The organism is Microbacterium sp. Y356 (assembly GCF_059445355.1).
This window is the reverse complement of sequence record NZ_JCAIUE010000004.1, coordinates 76,969-92,194: the sequence shown is the minus strand read 5'-3', so window position 1 is coordinate 92,194 and position 15,226 is coordinate 76,969. Positions and strand designations below refer to the sequence as shown.

Genomic DNA, 15,226 nt, shown 5'->3' with positions numbered 1-15,226 from the left:
TGCCACTGCGCTTTCCAGCCAGTGCAGAGGCCCGATCGCTAGTATCGGAGGGTGCTGACCCTTCCCTTCGAGAACATCGACCCGCCCGTCGAGCCGGAGACCGTGAACGAGACCTGGGAGTCATTTCTTGCGGTGCTGAGGGTCATCGGAGAAAAAGCGATCGGCGTCGCGATCATCGTCGTCGTCGCGCTTCTCATTGGATTCTTCCTCCGTTTCGCCGTCCGCCGGATCGTTCACCGCATCGTCGACAGTGCGAAGTCGAAGGCCAACGTCGATGACACACAGGCCTTGGAGCGCTCCCCACTCGCGGACATGCGTCTGATCCAGCGCACGCGCACGCTCGGCAGCATCCTGCAGAACATCATCAATGTGGCCCTCGTGTTGGTGGCTCTGCTCATGGTCGTCTCGGTGATCGCTCCGGATCTCATCGGCTCTCTGACACTGCTCACCGCTGCGCTCGGCGCCGGTCTCGGTTTCGGCGCGCAGAACATTGTCAAAGATGTACTGAACGGGCTGTTCATCGTCGCCGAAGATCAGATCGGAATTGGCGACGTCGTCGATACCGGACTCGCCAGCGGCGTCGTCGAATATGTGAGCGTTCGCGTCACCCAGGTGCGCGATGTCAACGGCACCCTCTGGTACGTACGCAACGGCGAGATGCTGCGCATCGGCAACATGTCGCAGGGCTGGGCTCGCGCGATCATTGACCTCGGTGTTCCGGTCGATGCTGATGTCCCAGAGGTCGAGAAGGCCCTGCTCGCCGCCGCCGACGGCCTGTCGAAGGATCCGAAATGGCGTACCCGCATCATCGAGCGACCCGAAGTGTGGGGCTTGGAATCGATATCCGGCGAGGCGATCGTCATCCGTGTGGTCTTGAAGACGCGTGCTAACGCGAAGGATGACGTCGCGCGCGAACTGCGCATGCGACTCAAGAGCGCAGTCGAGGCGATGGGGCTCACCCTGCCGAGCCTCGAATCCGTCGTGCCCACGGGGCCTGAGGGCGCGCGCCGAGTGCGAGGCGCTAATCCCCCGAGGACTCGTCCGAACCCAGTTACCGGCGTCCCCCCAGTACTACGAGGAATCTGGCGCAAGAAGGATCCGAAGCCCCAGCCACCGAAGCCCGAGACACCGAAGCCCGAATCACCGAAGGACACCGAATGACGTTCTATGACGAGGTCGGCGGCTACGCCACGTTCGAGCGGATCGTGGATGGCTTCTACCGCGAGGTCGCCCTGGATCCAGTGCTGAAGCCGATGTATCCGGAGGAAGACCTGGGCCCGGCGGCGGAGCGGTTCACGCTGTTCCTGGCGCAGTACTGGGGTGGACCCTCGACCTACAGCGAGCGTCGTGGGCACCCCCGACTGCGGATGCGCCACCAGCCGTTCCACGTCAACCCGGATGCGCGCGACCGCTGGCTGCGTTGCATGCGCACCTCGTTGGATGAAGTGCAGCTGTCACCGCTGCATGATTCCACGCTTTGGGACTACCTGGAGCGGGCAGCATATGCCATGGTGAACACCATGGAGTCGTCAGGCATCGGTCCCGCCCCGGCGGGGCGGACGACCCTTGAGACCCGCAGCAGCAGTCCGGACTAACGGAGAACGAATGACGACAACGCCCCTGTCTGCAGATGTCCTTGTGATCGGATGGGGGCTGGCCGGACTCGTGGCCGCATCTGAAGCCGCCACCGCCGGCAAGCGGGTGATCCTCATCGATCAAGAGCCGCGCTCGAATCTGGGCGGACAAGCATGGTGGTCTTTCGGCGGCCTGTTCTTCATCGACTCCCCCGAACAGCGACGCCTCGGTGTCAAAGACTCCCTGGAACTGGCCACCCAAGACTGGTTCGGCAACGCGGCGTTCGATCGCGAGGAAGATCATTGGCCCCGCAAATGGGCAGAGGCCTATCTGCAGTTCGCTGCCGGCGAGAAACGCGCATGGCTCCGTGAACGCGGCGTCGGGTTCTTCCCCGTGGTCGGCTGGGCGGAGCGCGGCGGGTACGGCGCGATCGGACCAGGAAACTCGGTGCCGCGATTCCACATCACCTGGGGCACTGGCCCCGGCATCGTTGCACCTTTTGCAGATGCCGTGCACAAGGCTGAGGATGCAGGAACGTTGACGGTCCTCCCCCGGCATCGCGTGACTGAACTTGTTGTCACCGACGGCGCTGTGGTGGGCGCGCGCGGCGATCGACTCGCTGACAGCTTGGCCGAGCGCGGCGCGGTCTCGTCGCGCGAGGTGGTGGGAGACTTCGAAATCTCTGCGGCCGCCACGATCGTGTCCTCCGGCGGCATCGGCGGAAACCATGACCTCGTGCGTGCCGCGTGGCCTGAGCGGCTGGGCACCCCGCCCGCGCACATGCTCTCCGGCGTGCCTGCGTACGTCGATGGCTCGATGCACGCGGTCTCGGAGGCCGCTGGCGCGCATCTGATCAACGGCGACCGCATGTGGCACTACGTTGAAGGCATCACCAACTGGTCTCCGGTGTGGCCGGCTCACGGCATCCGCATTTTGCCTGGTCCGTCGTCTCTGTGGCTGGATGCCACCGGCAAGCGGCTACCTGTTCCGCTGTTTCCCGGGTTCGACACCCTGGGAACTCTTGAGCACCTGCGAACGACCGGGCATGACCATTCGTGGTTCGTCACATCCAGGCAGATCGTCGAGAAGGAGTTCGCCCTGTCTGGCAGCGAGCAGAACCCAGATCTCACTGGCAAGGACGTGCGCCTGCTGCTCAAGTCACGCCTGGCAAAGGGTCCGACGGGTCCGGTGCAGGCCTTTCTCGATGAGGGCGAAGACTTCATCGTTGAGAACGATCTGGACAGTCTGCTCGAGCAGATGCAGCAGCACGCCGGCGGAGAAATACTCGACATCGATGCGGTTCGCCGCGAGGTCGTCGCGCGAGACCGCGAGATCGAGAATGACTTCACGAAGGATGCTCAGATCGGGATGCTGCGTTCGATGCGAGGCTACCGCGGCGACAAGCTCATCCGCACCGCAGCGCCGCATCGTCTGCAAGATCCGGCAGCAGGTCCGATGATTGCCGTGAAGCTGCACGTGTTGACCCGCAAATCTCTGGGCGGCATCAAGACCGATCTCGACGGGCGTGCGCTCGACGTCGATGGCACGGTGATTCCTGGCTTGTACGCTGCCGGAGAGGCCAGCGGCTTCGGCGGTGGTGGCGTGCACGGATACCGTGCTCTGGAGGGCACTTTCCTGGGCGGATGCCTGTTCTCGGGTCGGCAGGCAGGGCGCGCAGCGGCGCGCTGATATCTCGCTACGCGCGTGATCCGGTTCCGCGGACCGCGGTGAGGCCGGTGACCATGGGTCCACGGGTCAACACATGCCCGCGGCTGAAGCCCAGGCGCGTCCAGCGGCCTGATGTGGTCACTGCCACGCTCTCTTCACCGGACACGAAGCCGAAGGCGTGCGCGGCGAACGCCATACCGCGTGGCAGACCAGAGAGATCATCATCCGGCTCGCCCCAGATGCCCGCTCTGAGTGCACGTACTGCATCTTCGCCTGCACCAGGAGTTGCTCCGCGCGCAACGGCGGAGATCCCCCACTGTGCTCGCTGCGCCACTGCTGCCGCGTCCAGCGTGCCGGTGTGCTCCCAACCGCCACGCGGCGGCGCCACACCTGCCCAGGCGGGCGAAAGCCCGGTGTTAGGAAGCTGGAGCATCCGCTCGTCCTCGTCGGCAGTCAGCTCATCGACCACAATGTCGCATTCGAGTTCGGGGTCGGCACGAACGATGCGCATCGCGAGAATGGTCGGCGTCTGATCGAACAGTCCCTGCGGTGCCAGCGCAGCGGCGGTCAGCGCGAGGATGCCACCGGCTCCTTGCAGGCGCACGCCCTCGTCAGAGATCTGCCCAGCGCGGCCGACGAAGGTGAGGACATCTCGAGCGGTATCGGCGTCGGCGAGGACAAGGCGTTGTTGCACCGTTCTAAACTATCAACGATGCGATCGGTGGTCGCGGGAGGAGCGCCATGAATGTAGACGCACAGGCTCAGGCATCCGTCGATAATCTGCTCGACGTGCTGGATCTCGACGAGAGCAACGCTCGCACGACGGAAGATATCTTCACGGGAAGGTCGCAGAGCATGCCGACCGGGCGCATCTATGGCGGCCAGGTGCTCGGGCAGTCGCTGATCGCGGCAGAGCGGACGATGCCGGAAGACCGGGCAGTGCACTCGATGCACGGCTACTTTCTGCGGCCAGGTGATGCCACACGGGGAGTGACGATTGCGGTCGACCGCATCCACGACGGGCGATCCTTCTCGACTCGACGTTCACAGGCATACCAGAATGGCGTCCCGATCTTCTCCATGATCGCGTCGTTTCAGGACGAAGCGCCGGGAGTCGAGCATGCAGCGCCGATGCCAGAGGGCGTGCCGGATCCCGAGCTGCTCGACTCCGATGAACGGTTCGCCGCGGAGTTGGGAGCCGGCATGGGCCGGATGCTGACTGAACGCCCGGTCGAAGTCCGTCATCTGGAAGAGCCCGTCTATATTTCCGTGTCGGGAGACCGTTCCCCACGGCAAGCCGTCTGGATGCGCCTACGCGCCCCGATGCCCGATGATCAGAGGCTCCACCGGGCCGCTCTCGCGTATCTCAGCGACATGACGATACAGGAGTCGATCCTGCGCGCGCATGGTGTGTCATGGGCGACACCAGGACTGAAGGTCGCCAGTCTTGACCACGCGATGTGGTGGCATCGTCCTGCGCGCGTGGACGAGTGGCTGCTTTACGTGCAGGAGTCACCGAACGCCCGCGGTGGCCGTGGACTGGCCACCGGGCGGGTCTACACGCGTGAGGGTGCGCTCGCGGCCAGTGTCTCGCAAGAGATCATGATCCGGGTGCCGGACGCGAACTGACTTCGGTGCCCCGCCACGATCTCAACGGTGTGCGTAGGTGTTCGGCTTCCCGATGTACGGCGCCCATGCTTGGCGCATCGCGGTGGGCACACGCATCGGGCGTCCGCTGTCGGCGTTCACAAGGACGAGCACGGCCGTGGAGCGCGCGTACAGCACCCGCGTCTCGTTCGCGGGGTCGTTGAAAACCTCGTAGCAGACGTCGACGCTGGAGCCGCCGATCTTGCCGAACCACAGCTGCACGTCGAGCGGTCGGCGCTGGTACGGCACGGGCGCCAGGTACTCAATCTCTTGGCGCGCGATGAGCGACAGCGTGCCAGACGCGATGCCGGTCTGCAGCACAGCGGTGGGCGGTGCCTCCTCGCCCTCGTCGGGCGCCCAGAAGGCACGCACGCGCGCCTCTTCCAAGAGCTTCAGCATCGAGGTGTTGTTGACGTGGTTGTACGCGTCAAGATCGCCCCAGCGAAGCTGAATCGGGATGGAGATGCGCGGGGCGGGCGCCGACACTGTCGGAACGCCCGCCGTGCTCGGCGTATCAGTCACGCGTCAGCTTGCGGTGAGTCGAACGGTGCGGGTTTGCCGCGTCGGCGCCGAGACGCTCGATCTTGTTCTTCTCGTACGATTCGAAGTTACCCTCGAACCAGTGCCACTGTGCCGGATTCTCGTCCGTGCCCTCGTAAGCGAGGATGTGCGTGGCGATGCGGTCGAGGAACCACCGGTCGTGAGTGATGACCACGGCGCAGCCGGGGAACTCAAGCAGGGCGTTCTCAAGCGAGCTCAGGGTTTCGACGTCAAGGTCGTTGGTGGGCTCATCGAGGAGCAGCAGGTTGCCACCCTCCTTCAGCGTCAGTGCCAGGTTCAAACGGTTGCGCTCACCACCGGAGAGCACACCGGCCTTCTTCTGCTGGTCCGGGCCCTTGAACCCGAACTTGGAGACGTATGCGCGAGAAGGAATCTCGATCTTGCCGACCATCATGATGTCGAGGCCGTCGGACACGACCTCCCACAGCGTCTTGTCCGGGTCGATGTTCGCGCGTGACTGGTCGACGTAGCTGATCTTGACCGTTTCACCGATCTTGAGGTCACCGCTGTCGAGCGACTCGAGGCCGACGATCGTCTTGAACAGCGTGGTCTTGCCAACGCCGTTGGCGCCGATGATTCCGACGATGCCGTTCGGCGGCAGGCTGAAGCTCAGGCCATCGATGAGCGTGCGATCTCCGAAACCCTTGTTGAGCTTCTTCGCTTCGATCACGACGCTGCCGAGGCGCGGGCCAGCGGGGATCTGGATCTCCTCGAAATCAAGCCTCCGAGTCCGCTCCGCCTCTGTGGCCATCTCTTCGTAGCGGGCCAAACGCGCCTTCGACTTGGTCTGGCGTCCCTTGGCGCTCGAGCGCACCCACTCGAGTTCGTCCTTGAGTCGCTTCGCGAGCTTCTGATCCTTCTTGCCCTGGATGTTGAGGCGCTCGGCCTTCTTCTCCAGGTAAGTCGAGTAGTTTCCCTCGTAGCCGATCAGGCGACCACGGTCGACTTCAGCAATCCATTCTGCGACGTTGTCGAGGAAGTACCGGTCGTGAGTGATCGCGATGACGGCACCCTTGTAGGCCTTCAGGTGCTGCTCGAGCCAGAGCACGCTCTCGGCGTCGAGGTGGTTGGTGGGCTCATCGAGGAGCAGGAGGTCAGGCTTCTGCAACAGCAGTTTGGCGAGAGCAACACGACGCTTCTCACCACCGGAGAGCGGAGCGATCTCAGCATCTCCTGGCGGCGTGCGAAGTGCGTCCATGGCCTGCTCAAGCTGAGAGTCAAGATCCCAGCCGTCAGCGGCATCGATCTCTTCCTGCAGCACACCCATCTCAGCGAGGAGCGTGTCGAAGTCAGCATCCGGGTCAGCCATCAGCGCGGAGATCTCGTTGAAGCGGTCGAGCTTCGGCTTGATCGCGACGCCCTCCTGGATGTTCTCCAGGACCGTCTTCGATTCGTCGAGTTCGGGCTCCTGCAGCAGGATACCGACACTGAATCCCGGCGAAAGCTTCGCTTCACCGTTTGACGGGTTGTCGAGGCCAGCCATGATCTTGAGGATCGTTGACTTACCGGCGCCGTTCGGGCCGACCATACCGATCTTCGCCCCGGGGAGGAAGGACATCGTCACGTCGTCAAGGATGAGCTTCTCGCCCACTGCCTTACGTGCACGAACCATCGAGTAGATGTATTCAGCCATACCGTTTAAACGCCCTTACTGGTCAAAATCGGATCCCACGTCGTGCCGCCGACACGGCACGAAAGTCTCCGTCCAGCCTACCCGGGAACGGCGCAGCACCCACCTGATCATTCGAGCAGGCCGCAGCGACGATCTCGGCCGCGTAGCTAGGCTCCTCGCTCGCCGGTAACTACCGGTATTTCACCAGTCGATCGAGCGGGTGTTGCCAATCAGGCAGCGTCCCTCAGCAAGCTGATCCATGATCGCGGTGACAGGCGCACCGGTCGACGGACCGACCTGTCCGATGAGGCAGAGGTCGTCGCCCCAGCGCACCGAGAACTGCAGACTCTCGGCGGGATTACCCACTGTTGTCGTGTCCTGAGTCACCTGCATGCCGGCACGGTCAAACCCTGCTGCCACTAGAGCGTCGATATACACGCGCCCAGAGGTGTTCTCCGGCGACGCACCGACCTGTTCGACAATCGCCGTAAAGATCGGCAGGTTGTCTTCGGCCGTGCCATCGATGTGAAAAGCAGGGCCCTCGGGCGTGGGCGACGCGGTGGCGCCGGGAGCACTGCTCGCAGTGGCCTCTGGTTCTGGCGCAGGCTCAGATGTACACGCGGTCAACGCGAGCCCTACCAGCAACATCGTTGTGACGACGACGGAGCGACGGCGGGCTGTGGGGAATCGACGAGGCACGCTCCGATCCTACGGGCGCACCCCGTCAGCCCCTCCCAGGCGACGCTCATGCGGCGCTAGGCAGACCGGATCTTCACGACGAGTTCATCGGCTCGACTTCATTGGCTCGACGCCCATGACTGGCTCGACAGCGCCATTTCGGGCTCTTCGCTTTCCGACTCCTCCGCTGCCGAATCATCGGCGTCATCCAGCTCGGCTTCATCCAGCTCGGCCTCATCCAACTCGTTCTCGACGGGGCTTTCGACCGGCGTGATGCCGCTCTCGCTCAGCACCGGCCGCGAAGCGGACGCAGCGCTGTTGGCTTTGATGTAGGCGCTCGCGCCCCATCGCAGGTCGTGCCCGATCGCCTCGGCGTCGATGTCTGCGCTCATCCCCTTTCGCCCGCCGCTCTCCCACTCGCGGAGCTTGAGCTTTCCGGTGACGATCACGCCGTCGCCCTGACGAAGCGAGGCCTTTGCGTGATCAGCGAGCTGGCGAAATGCCGAGACTGTGTACCAGTTGGTGCCGGTGTCGATCCATGTTTGCGACTTCGAGTCGTACCTGCTCTGCGGGCTGGCGACACGAAACTTCACGATGGAATCCCCGGTGCTCGTCGCGATCCGGTTCGGGTCTGCGCCCACGCGGCCAAGGATCGTCACGGTGTCATTCATTTCTGTCTCCTCTGTGTGCCCGGGACGCGCCCGGATCACATCAGAGTGCGCTCTGCGGCCGCCAGCGCGAGGCCGGAAAGGCGCGTTCGGTGGAGAACCCATCCAATTTGCTGATCAGTGGAGGAAAGGACGTTGCCCCCGCACGCCTGCGAAATGTCGGAGGTCGGTCATATGTTCGAGGTGAAAGGAGAACCCGATGTCCGACACACTGACTCAACACCTGCCCGAGGTGCCATACGCGCCGCCCCAGCTCTCTTCACAGCGTGAACAACTTGTCCGCGCATCGGATCACCTCTGGCGTGTACAAGACACGGCCGGCAAGGTTCTCGGCCACCTGCGCCTGGTCGCAGATCCGCTCGGACTGCGCTACCGCGCCGAGCGCTTGCACCTCGTCACCGGCGCCTTCCGCCTCGTCGGCGAGTTCTGGCGACCAGACGACGCCGTGCAGGCTCTGCGCAACGGGTGATGGAGCGTGCCGAGCACGGGGGCGCAGCTCAGCGCACTACAAGCCATACACCGGCACAAGAACTTCTTGCAGCTGATTGAGTACCTCGCATCCCACCCTTGTACCGATTGTGGCGAGACCGATCCTGTGGTGCTCGACTTCGATCATCTGCCTGGCGCGACGAAGAGATTTGAAGTGTCCCGCGCAGTCAATGCGTCAACTCGTTCGTGGCGACTGATATGGGCAGCACGCTCTGTCACGAACGACGAAACGCCTACGCCCGAGAATGGCGCGCACGTAAGCGCGATTAGATGCAATGCAGATGAGCGTCGCCAAAAGTATCGCTAATCTAGATGGTGACCCCCAGTAGCTCAGTGGAAGAGCATCGATCTTCTAAGTCGCCGGTCGCACGTTCGAATCGTGCCTGGGGGACCAAACCTGCAATGTCCATGCCCTCAGTAGAATGAGGGCATGGTATCTGCGTCTGACAACGATCGACTTGTTTGGATCGACTGCGAGATGACCGGTCTGGATCTCGCTACGGATGAGCTCGTCGAGATCGCGGTCGTCATCACTGACTTCGAACTGCGCCCGCTCGACCCGGGGTTCCAGGTGGTCATCAAACCGAACGACTCCGCGTTGGCGAACATGAATGACTTCGTCACCAAGATGCACGAGACGTCCGGTCTGATCGAAGAAATACCTCACGGCATCTCCCTGGCGGATGCCGAGGCGCAGACTCTCGCCTACATCAAGAAATTCGTGCCTCTCGAGCGTAAAGCTCCCCTGGCCGGCAACACGATCGGCACCGATCGCATGTTCCTCGCGAAGTACATGCCCCAGATCGACAACTGGCTGCACTACCGAAACGTCGATGTGTCGAGCATCAAAGAACTCTCACGGCGCTGGTACCCGCGCGTGTTCTTCCAGGCGCCGGAGAAGAACGGCGGTCACCGGGCTCTCGCAGACATTCTGGAGTCGATCCGTGAACTGCAGTACTACCGCGAAGCGGTCTTCGTGGCCGACCCAGGACCGACCAGCGACGAGGCTCGAGCGATCTCTGAGCGCACCGTGTCGTCGTTCACCTCGGACGTGTAATACAATCGTCTAGTTGCCTGTTTCGGCGGGCACATGGTGGCTATAGCTCAGTTGGTAGAGCACCGCGTTGTGGTCGCGGGGGTCGCGGGTTCAAGCCCCGTTAGCCACCCCAATACGAATGCCCGGGTCGAAAGGCTCGGGCATTCTGCGTTTCTGATAGCTCGGTCGACCCTGCCAGCCCCAACGCGCCAGCGCCCTAGAATTGACACGTGACTCTGACGGTCTGGCTCTCCCTGCTCACGGCATCCGTAATCATCAGTTTCACTCCGGGAGCTGGCGCCATCAACACGATGTCGAACTCGCTTGCCGAAGGCTGGCGACGATCCATCTGGGGAGTCATCGGCCAGCAATTGGCTCTCATCGTGCACGTGATCATCGTCGCGGCCGGCGTCGGGCTGATCGTCGCTAGCTCTCCCCTACTGTTCGACATCATCCGCTACGCGGGATCCGCCTACCTCGCGTATCTCGGTCTGCGGCTGATCTTCGCTCGCGTGACCCCAGTCACCGATGACGATGAGAACACGCCACGCCTACCGGAGAGCCGCTGGTCGATGATGCGGCGCGGCTTCTGGGTGAACCTGCTCAACCCCAAGGCGATCGTCTTCTTCCTCGCGTTCATCCCGCAGTTCATCCGTGTGGATCAGCCGGCGCTCCCGCAGTACCTGATCTTGGTGATCACCGTCGTACTCGTCGACATCATTGTGATGTGGGGATTCTTCGCGACGGCGGCGAAACCGTTCCAACGTGTCACCCGCACTGCGCGCGGCCAGCGCGTTCTCAACATCGTCTTCGGCACCCTCTTCCTTGCCGTGGCAGCGCTACTGCTATTCATCCACTGACGCCGCCGGGGCAATAGGCTGAACAGTGATGGAGATGGATGCCAAGGCTTTTGAGGAACTCGTCATCGACGAGCTCGATCAACTGCCCGATGAGATGGTCGACGGACTCGACAACGTCGTCTTCGTCGTTGAGGACCGTCCGGACGATGGTTCCCTCGGCATCCTGGGCATCTACGATGGTCTGGCACTGACCGAACGCGGGCAGTACGGCATGGGCGAGCTGCCAGACCGCATTGTGGTGTTTCGCGAACCACATCTCGCGCAATGCGATGACGAAGAAGAACTGCGCGACGAAGTGCATACGACTCTGGTGCACGAGATCGCACACTTCTATGGCATCGATGACGACCAACTTCACGAAATGGGGTGGGCATGAGCATCCCGGTAGCAGTACCCGACCTCGACGAAGTCACAGATCTGCAGGCCGCTCCTCTCGAACCCTGGCAGGTCGTCGTCTGGAATGACCCCGTCAACCTGATGAGCTACGTGGTTCGCGTCTTCCGCACTTACTTCGGATACTCGACGGATCGAGCCACCGAACTCATGCTCGGCGTGCACCACGACGGACATGCGATCGTGGCGACTGGGCCGCGCGAGACCATGGAAGTTCATGCCCAAGCCATGCACGATTACGGTCTCTGGGCCACCGTACGAAAGGTGCCGTAATGAGCGAAGAGGCGCTGCTGGTCCCCCTCTCACTCATCGAGGGAACGCACCTGGTGAACCTTCTGGACGAGTTCCGAGAACTACTCTCGACGGAGATCAAGGGCGACGCACCACATGATCCAGGGCTCGCGAGGCTCACGCCCGATCCGTACCCGGACGATGCTGAGGCCGCTCAGGCATTCTCTGCGGTGACCCGCGACGAACTTCTGGATCGCCGCTCGGCCGACGCGGCCGTGGTGCGCGATTCACTGTGGTCGTTCGCCGGCGACCCCTCCGACCTCACGGACGACGAAGTGCTCGCTTCCCACCAGGTCATCATCCCCGAAAGCGAACTCGACGCGTGGATGCGCACGCTTACGGCGCTGCGACTCGTCATCGCCGCCCGCCTCGGCATCACCGACGAAGACGACATCGACGAGGAAGACCCCCGGCGCGGTGTATACGACTGGCTCGGCTATCGGTTGGATGCGCTCATCGAAGCGGCGGACGAGCTGATCTGAGACGAGCCGACGAGCTGTTCAGGCCCCGAGCTTGTCCCGCCAGTGCGCGAGCAACGCTGCTCCGGCCTCGTCGTGAATGAGATCCCCCAGTGTGACGATCTCGTATGGGCGATCCAGGATGCCGTCTGCCGGGCGCACGTCCACGTGGGCCACGTCGAAGCCGTCCGCATGCAGTTGGTCAGCCATCTTGTAGTCACTGCGAGAGTCTCCGACAGTGCGCCACGTGCGCGGGAGATCGCCCCCGGCTGAGAAGTGCTCCAGCGCGCGCTGTGCACCCGTGTCTTTGTCTAGTCGCACCGACTCGATATCCGTGGAAATGATCGTCGGATCGATACGGAACGGCACGTCACCAATGGCATCCGCATGCTCCAGCGAACCGTAACGCAGCCCGAGGCCCATGGCTGTGAGCAGTGCGAACGCGGCATCCTGAAACGGCCCTTGCGCGGAGCGATACGCCGCGGCGGAGACGTCGGTGCGCTGCTCCACCGAGATCATGGCGCGCTTCGTTTCGTCGAAGAACATCGTGTCGCTGAATCGCTCGGCCACAAGTGAGCGGATGCTGTCGATCGCCGCATCCGGGAATGCCACGTCGCGGTCGATCACGACCTCCCCCATGCCCGCGGAACTGACCTCAGCCCACGTTCCGCCCTTCTCGAAGACCCCGAACATGCGCGACGTCGGCAGATCGAGGGCGTCAGCGAGTCCGGCGGCGAACAGCGGCGTCATGACCTGATCGCGGATGAACTCTGAGGATCGACCGGTGATGAACGCGATCGGCACGCCAGCGGCAGTCAACGCGACGAGGTCCGTGATGATCTGAGGGATGCTGATCGACCGGGTGATAGGGCTCGCGATCGGGCCGTCGACGTCTAGCAGCAGTCCGAGGTCAGGAAGAGAGGTGTTCACCCATCCACCCTAAAGCGCGTAGCGATCGCTACGGGACGGTGATGGTGATATCGGCGAGAGCCCGAGGATCGTCGCGTTCGATGTGGCGCTGCTCCTGCACCGCCCAGCGATCCCAATGCGGACGGAACCCCTCTCCGTCACGCTCGAACGCGCGGCGCTTTCGAGGCGCCTCTGGCGATTCCACCCACACGCGCACGTCGGCGATGCGCGCCGTAGCAGGATTCAGCGCACCGCAGCCTTCGAGGATCACGCCGAGAGCGGGTGTCACTGCCTGCGCTTCCGCATCGGTCTCCAACTCCCAGTCCCATCGGCGCCAGGTGCTCAGCAGTCCCCTGGCGTGCGGGCGAAGAATGTCATGCAGCGCACGTTCAACGCCAGCGTCGAGTCCGTCCCAGCCGGGGTACAACGAGTCCAGAGCGATGAGCTGCGGACGGCCGGCAAGGGGCCAGTTCGCTGCCACCATACGCGCCAGTGTGGACTTGCCCGCGCCGGCTCTACCGTCGATCAAAACGACGGGGTTCGATGCGGCGACGGCGACGACGGCGTCGAGAATGGCTGCCGCAGCGTGCTGCAGAACCTGCGCGACGGGGTCGTTACTTCTTGAGTGCACGGATCACGCGTGCGAGCGCTCTGCCTGCGACCCAGACGAACGGGATCCCGACAGCGAGCAGCGTCACCAGATTCGGCTCGAAGCGCAGGCCTTCTTCGCGACGGACATATACGCCGAGGGGAATGGAGATTCCTCCGCCTGCACCACCTTCGCCGTTGCCGGCTCCTTCACCCTCGCCAGCGCCACCCGAACCGCCTCCGTATCCCGACATCGTCAGGGCGACAGGAGTGATGCTGACGCCGTCGACATCCTGCGGCTCGCCGTAAGCGCTCTTTACCCCGAACGAGGCGGCCTGATTTCCGAGTTCCACTGCGATGTTGGGCATGGTTCCACGCTATCCCAGGATTGGCCGCCCGTGCAGATCAATCCGCCGTGAGCCTCACTCGAGCCCGTGTGCTTTGGGATGCCGTGCGGCGCCGCGACCGTCGCCGCGACCGACATGTCTGGCGCGAGTGATCGTGGCATTGCCGAAGCGTGCGCGCGCGTCGTCCAGCGCGCCTTCGACCTTTCGCCAATGCTCGTCCTCATCCCAAAGCGCGAAAGCCGCACCGCCTGCCGGTCGCAGCTTCTCAGCACGCACGCCGATGAGCCGCACCGGGTCGCGACGGTCGATGGATTCGTACAGTGTCTGCGCCGCCTCGCCGATGCGCTGGCCGACCGAAGTCGGCTCTGCGAGAGTCTGCGAACGGCTCAACGTGGTGAAGTCGTCGAAGCGCACCTTGATGGCGACCGTCGCGCATTCCCAGTCCGCGCGCCGCAGCCGGACAGCCACGCGATCAGCAAGTCGCAGGAGTTCGGCGCGCAGGAATTCTCGATCCGTGAGGTCAACGTCGAAGGTCTCCTCATGTCCGATGCTCTTCTCGACTCGTTCTGTCTCGACCGCACGTGCATCCTGACCGCGAGAAAGCAGAACCAGACGACCACCGAGCGCAGGGCCGACGGCACGATCGAGCATCTCCGGCGGGGACTCACGGATGTCGCCTATGGTGCGAATGCCCCGGGCTTCAAGCGACTCTGCGGCCTTCGGGCCGACACCCCACATTGTTCGAACCGAGCGTGGTGAGAGAAAGTCGAGGGTGTCAGCGGCCGCGACAATCAATAGCCCGTCAGGCTTCGAGATCGTCGACGCCATCTTCGCGACATGCTTGGTGGCGGCAACCCCCACGCTGCAGGTGATCCCAACCTCGGCTTGCACGCGCTGACGAACAAGCCGGGCGATCTCGCCTGGACTCCCCCACAGTCGCCGCACGCCCTGCACATCGAGGAACGCCTCATCCACCGACAGCGGCTCGACCAGCGGCGTGATCGATTCGAAGACCGCCATCACCTGACGTGAGATCGCCTGATAGCGGTCGAAATGCGGCATGACGATCTTTGCACTCGGGCACAGGCGTATCGCCTGACTGACCGGCATCGCCGCACGTATGCCGTACTGGCGTGCCTCGTAGGATGCGCTGGACACGACGGAACGCCCGTCCGGTGCACCGATGATCAGCGGGAGTCCGCGGAGCGACGGATCATCAAGCACCTCGACGGCCGCGTAGAACGCATCCATATCGACGTGCAGGATGCGCGTGCCAGTGTCGTCTGCTCCGTCGGGAGAGACGAGCCTGCCCCGTCCGTCACCACGCCCCATGATTCCATTCTTGCCGAGGGTACTGACATTCGCTCGCCCGGCCCCGGCATCCGGTCTTCCATTCGGGAGAAGAACGCACGATCGGGAGGAGCAGATCCCAAGATCCGATCCTCC

19 protein-coding genes and 2 tRNA genes are annotated in these 15,226 nt (G+C 63.4%); 12 read left to right on the top strand and 9 right to left on the bottom strand.

Features of this window, described 5'->3' with window-relative positions:
• Nucleotides 1-54 precede the first annotated feature (54 nt).
• Genes AC1C2Q_RS17665 through AC1C2Q_RS17655 form a run of 3 tightly spaced genes read left to right on the top strand, consistent with a single transcriptional unit; the run spans nucleotide 55 to nucleotide 3,264 of the window.
• Complete coding sequence (locus AC1C2Q_RS17665) at nucleotides 55-1,161, top strand: mechanosensitive ion channel family protein (protein ID WP_495451289.1); 1,107 nt, start codon at nucleotides 55-57, stop codon at nucleotides 1,159-1,161.
• Nucleotides 1,158-1,595, top strand: coding sequence for a globin (locus AC1C2Q_RS17660; RefSeq protein ID WP_495428783.1), 438 nt, complete (start codon nucleotides 1,158-1,160; stop codon nucleotides 1,593-1,595). Before AC1C2Q_RS17665 ends, AC1C2Q_RS17660 begins: the two co-directional genes overlap by 4 nt.
• Before the next feature lie 10 nt (nucleotides 1,596-1,605).
• Nucleotides 1,606-3,264, top strand: a complete 1,659-nt coding sequence (locus AC1C2Q_RS17655) for an FAD-binding dehydrogenase (protein ID WP_495451196.1) — start codon at nucleotides 1,606-1,608, stop codon at nucleotides 3,262-3,264.
• A gap of 7 nt (nucleotides 3,265-3,271) precedes the next feature.
• On the opposite strand, the gene AC1C2Q_RS17650 is transcribed toward AC1C2Q_RS17655, so the two are convergent.
• A complete protein-coding gene (locus tag AC1C2Q_RS17650; protein ID WP_495451195.1) occupies nucleotides 3,272-3,937 on the bottom strand; it encodes a DUF8185 domain-containing protein in 666 nt (221 codons plus the stop codon).
• A gap of 47 nt (nucleotides 3,938-3,984) precedes the next feature.
• Between AC1C2Q_RS17650 and AC1C2Q_RS17645 the strand changes: the two genes are divergently transcribed.
• Nucleotides 3,985-4,872: an acyl-CoA thioesterase gene (locus AC1C2Q_RS17645; protein ID WP_495451194.1), complete on the top strand. Its 888-nt coding sequence runs from the start codon at nucleotides 3,985-3,987 to the stop codon at nucleotides 4,870-4,872.
• A gap of 21 nt (nucleotides 4,873-4,893) precedes the next feature.
• Here the strand turns inward: AC1C2Q_RS17645 and AC1C2Q_RS17640 are convergent, their stop codons facing one another.
• From AC1C2Q_RS17640 to AC1C2Q_RS17625, 4 genes are all read right to left on the bottom strand, one after another.
• Nucleotides 4,894-5,412, bottom strand: a complete 519-nt coding sequence (locus AC1C2Q_RS17640) for an acyl-CoA thioesterase (RefSeq protein WP_495451193.1) — start codon at nucleotides 5,410-5,412, stop codon at nucleotides 4,894-4,896.
• Nucleotides 5,405-7,084 carry an energy-dependent translational throttle protein EttA gene (gene ettA / locus AC1C2Q_RS17635; protein WP_495428778.1) on the bottom strand — a complete coding sequence of 560 codons (1,680 nt, stop codon included), beginning with the start codon at nucleotides 7,082-7,084 and terminating at the stop codon, nucleotides 5,405-5,407. The genes AC1C2Q_RS17640 and ettA overlap by 8 nt, the downstream gene beginning before the upstream one ends.
• A 180-nt stretch (nucleotides 7,085-7,264) precedes the next feature.
• Nucleotides 7,265-7,762, bottom strand: coding sequence for a DUF6993 domain-containing protein (locus AC1C2Q_RS17630; protein WP_495451192.1), 498 nt, complete (start codon nucleotides 7,760-7,762; stop codon nucleotides 7,265-7,267).
• Between the two features lie 98 nt (nucleotides 7,763-7,860).
• Nucleotides 7,861-8,412, bottom strand: coding sequence for a single-stranded DNA-binding protein (locus tag AC1C2Q_RS17625; protein WP_495451190.1), 552 nt, complete (start codon nucleotides 8,410-8,412; stop codon nucleotides 7,861-7,863).
• A 196-nt stretch (nucleotides 8,413-8,608) separates the two neighbouring features.
• Here AC1C2Q_RS17625 and AC1C2Q_RS17620 point away from each other — a divergent pair, with 196 nt between their 5' ends.
• The 8 genes from AC1C2Q_RS17620 (at nucleotide 8,609) to AC1C2Q_RS17585 (ending at nucleotide 11,960) form a co-directional block, all read left to right on the top strand.
• A complete protein-coding gene (locus AC1C2Q_RS17620) occupies nucleotides 8,609-8,878 on the top strand; it encodes a hypothetical protein (RefSeq protein ID WP_495428775.1) in 270 nt (89 codons plus the stop codon).
• Between the two features lie 339 nt (nucleotides 8,879-9,217).
• Nucleotides 9,218-9,292: transfer RNA gene (locus AC1C2Q_RS17615), tRNA-Arg, on the top strand.
• A 36-nt stretch (nucleotides 9,293-9,328) separates the two neighbouring features.
• On the top strand, nucleotides 9,329-9,955 hold the full coding sequence (orn, locus tag AC1C2Q_RS17610; protein ID WP_495451189.1) for an oligoribonuclease: 627 nt from the start codon (nucleotides 9,329-9,331) through the stop codon (nucleotides 9,953-9,955).
• A 36-nt stretch (nucleotides 9,956-9,991) separates the two neighbouring features.
• A tRNA-His gene (locus tag AC1C2Q_RS17605) sits at nucleotides 9,992-10,067 on the top strand.
• Nucleotides 10,068-10,164: 97 nt separating this feature from the next.
• On the top strand, nucleotides 10,165-10,794 hold the full coding sequence (locus tag AC1C2Q_RS17600) for a LysE family translocator (protein ID WP_495428764.1): 630 nt from the start codon (nucleotides 10,165-10,167) through the stop codon (nucleotides 10,792-10,794).
• A gap of 28 nt (nucleotides 10,795-10,822) precedes the next feature.
• Nucleotides 10,823-11,170 carry a metallopeptidase family protein gene (locus AC1C2Q_RS17595; protein WP_495431642.1) on the top strand — a complete coding sequence of 116 codons (348 nt, stop codon included), beginning with the start codon at nucleotides 10,823-10,825 and terminating at the stop codon, nucleotides 11,168-11,170.
• Entirely contained in the window at nucleotides 11,167-11,460 is a 294-nt protein-coding gene (clpS, locus tag AC1C2Q_RS17590; protein WP_495451187.1) for an ATP-dependent Clp protease adapter ClpS, read from the top strand. Before AC1C2Q_RS17595 ends, clpS begins: the two co-directional genes overlap by 4 nt.
• Nucleotides 11,460-11,960: a DUF2017 family protein gene (locus AC1C2Q_RS17585; RefSeq protein ID WP_495451186.1), complete on the top strand. Its 501-nt coding sequence runs from the start codon at nucleotides 11,460-11,462 to the stop codon at nucleotides 11,958-11,960. The genes clpS and AC1C2Q_RS17585 overlap by 1 nt, the downstream gene beginning before the upstream one ends.
• Before the next feature lie 18 nt (nucleotides 11,961-11,978).
• Here the strand turns inward: AC1C2Q_RS17585 and AC1C2Q_RS17580 are convergent, their stop codons facing one another.
• The 4 genes from AC1C2Q_RS17580 to dinB are packed head-to-tail and all read right to left on the bottom strand — an operon-like array spanning nucleotide 11,979 to nucleotide 15,112.
• On the bottom strand, nucleotides 11,979-12,866 hold the full coding sequence (locus tag AC1C2Q_RS17580) for a hypothetical protein (protein WP_495451185.1): 888 nt from the start codon (nucleotides 12,864-12,866) through the stop codon (nucleotides 11,979-11,981).
• A gap of 28 nt (nucleotides 12,867-12,894) precedes the next feature.
• Nucleotides 12,895-13,476 carry a nucleoside/nucleotide kinase family protein gene (locus AC1C2Q_RS17575; RefSeq protein ID WP_495451184.1) on the bottom strand — a complete coding sequence of 194 codons (582 nt, stop codon included), beginning with the start codon at nucleotides 13,474-13,476 and terminating at the stop codon, nucleotides 12,895-12,897.
• The gene (locus AC1C2Q_RS17570; RefSeq protein WP_495428758.1) at nucleotides 13,460-13,801 is read right to left on the bottom strand and encodes a hypothetical protein; all 342 of its coding nucleotides are present in this window, start codon (nucleotides 13,799-13,801) and stop codon (nucleotides 13,460-13,462) included. The genes AC1C2Q_RS17575 and AC1C2Q_RS17570 overlap by 17 nt, the downstream gene beginning before the upstream one ends.
• A 54-nt stretch (nucleotides 13,802-13,855) precedes the next feature.
• Nucleotides 13,856-15,112 (bottom strand): DNA polymerase IV, encoded by a 1,257-nt coding sequence (dinB, locus tag AC1C2Q_RS17565; RefSeq protein ID WP_495428756.1) that lies wholly within the window; start codon nucleotides 15,110-15,112, stop codon nucleotides 13,856-13,858.
• Between the last annotated feature and the right edge of the window lie 114 nt (nucleotides 15,113-15,226).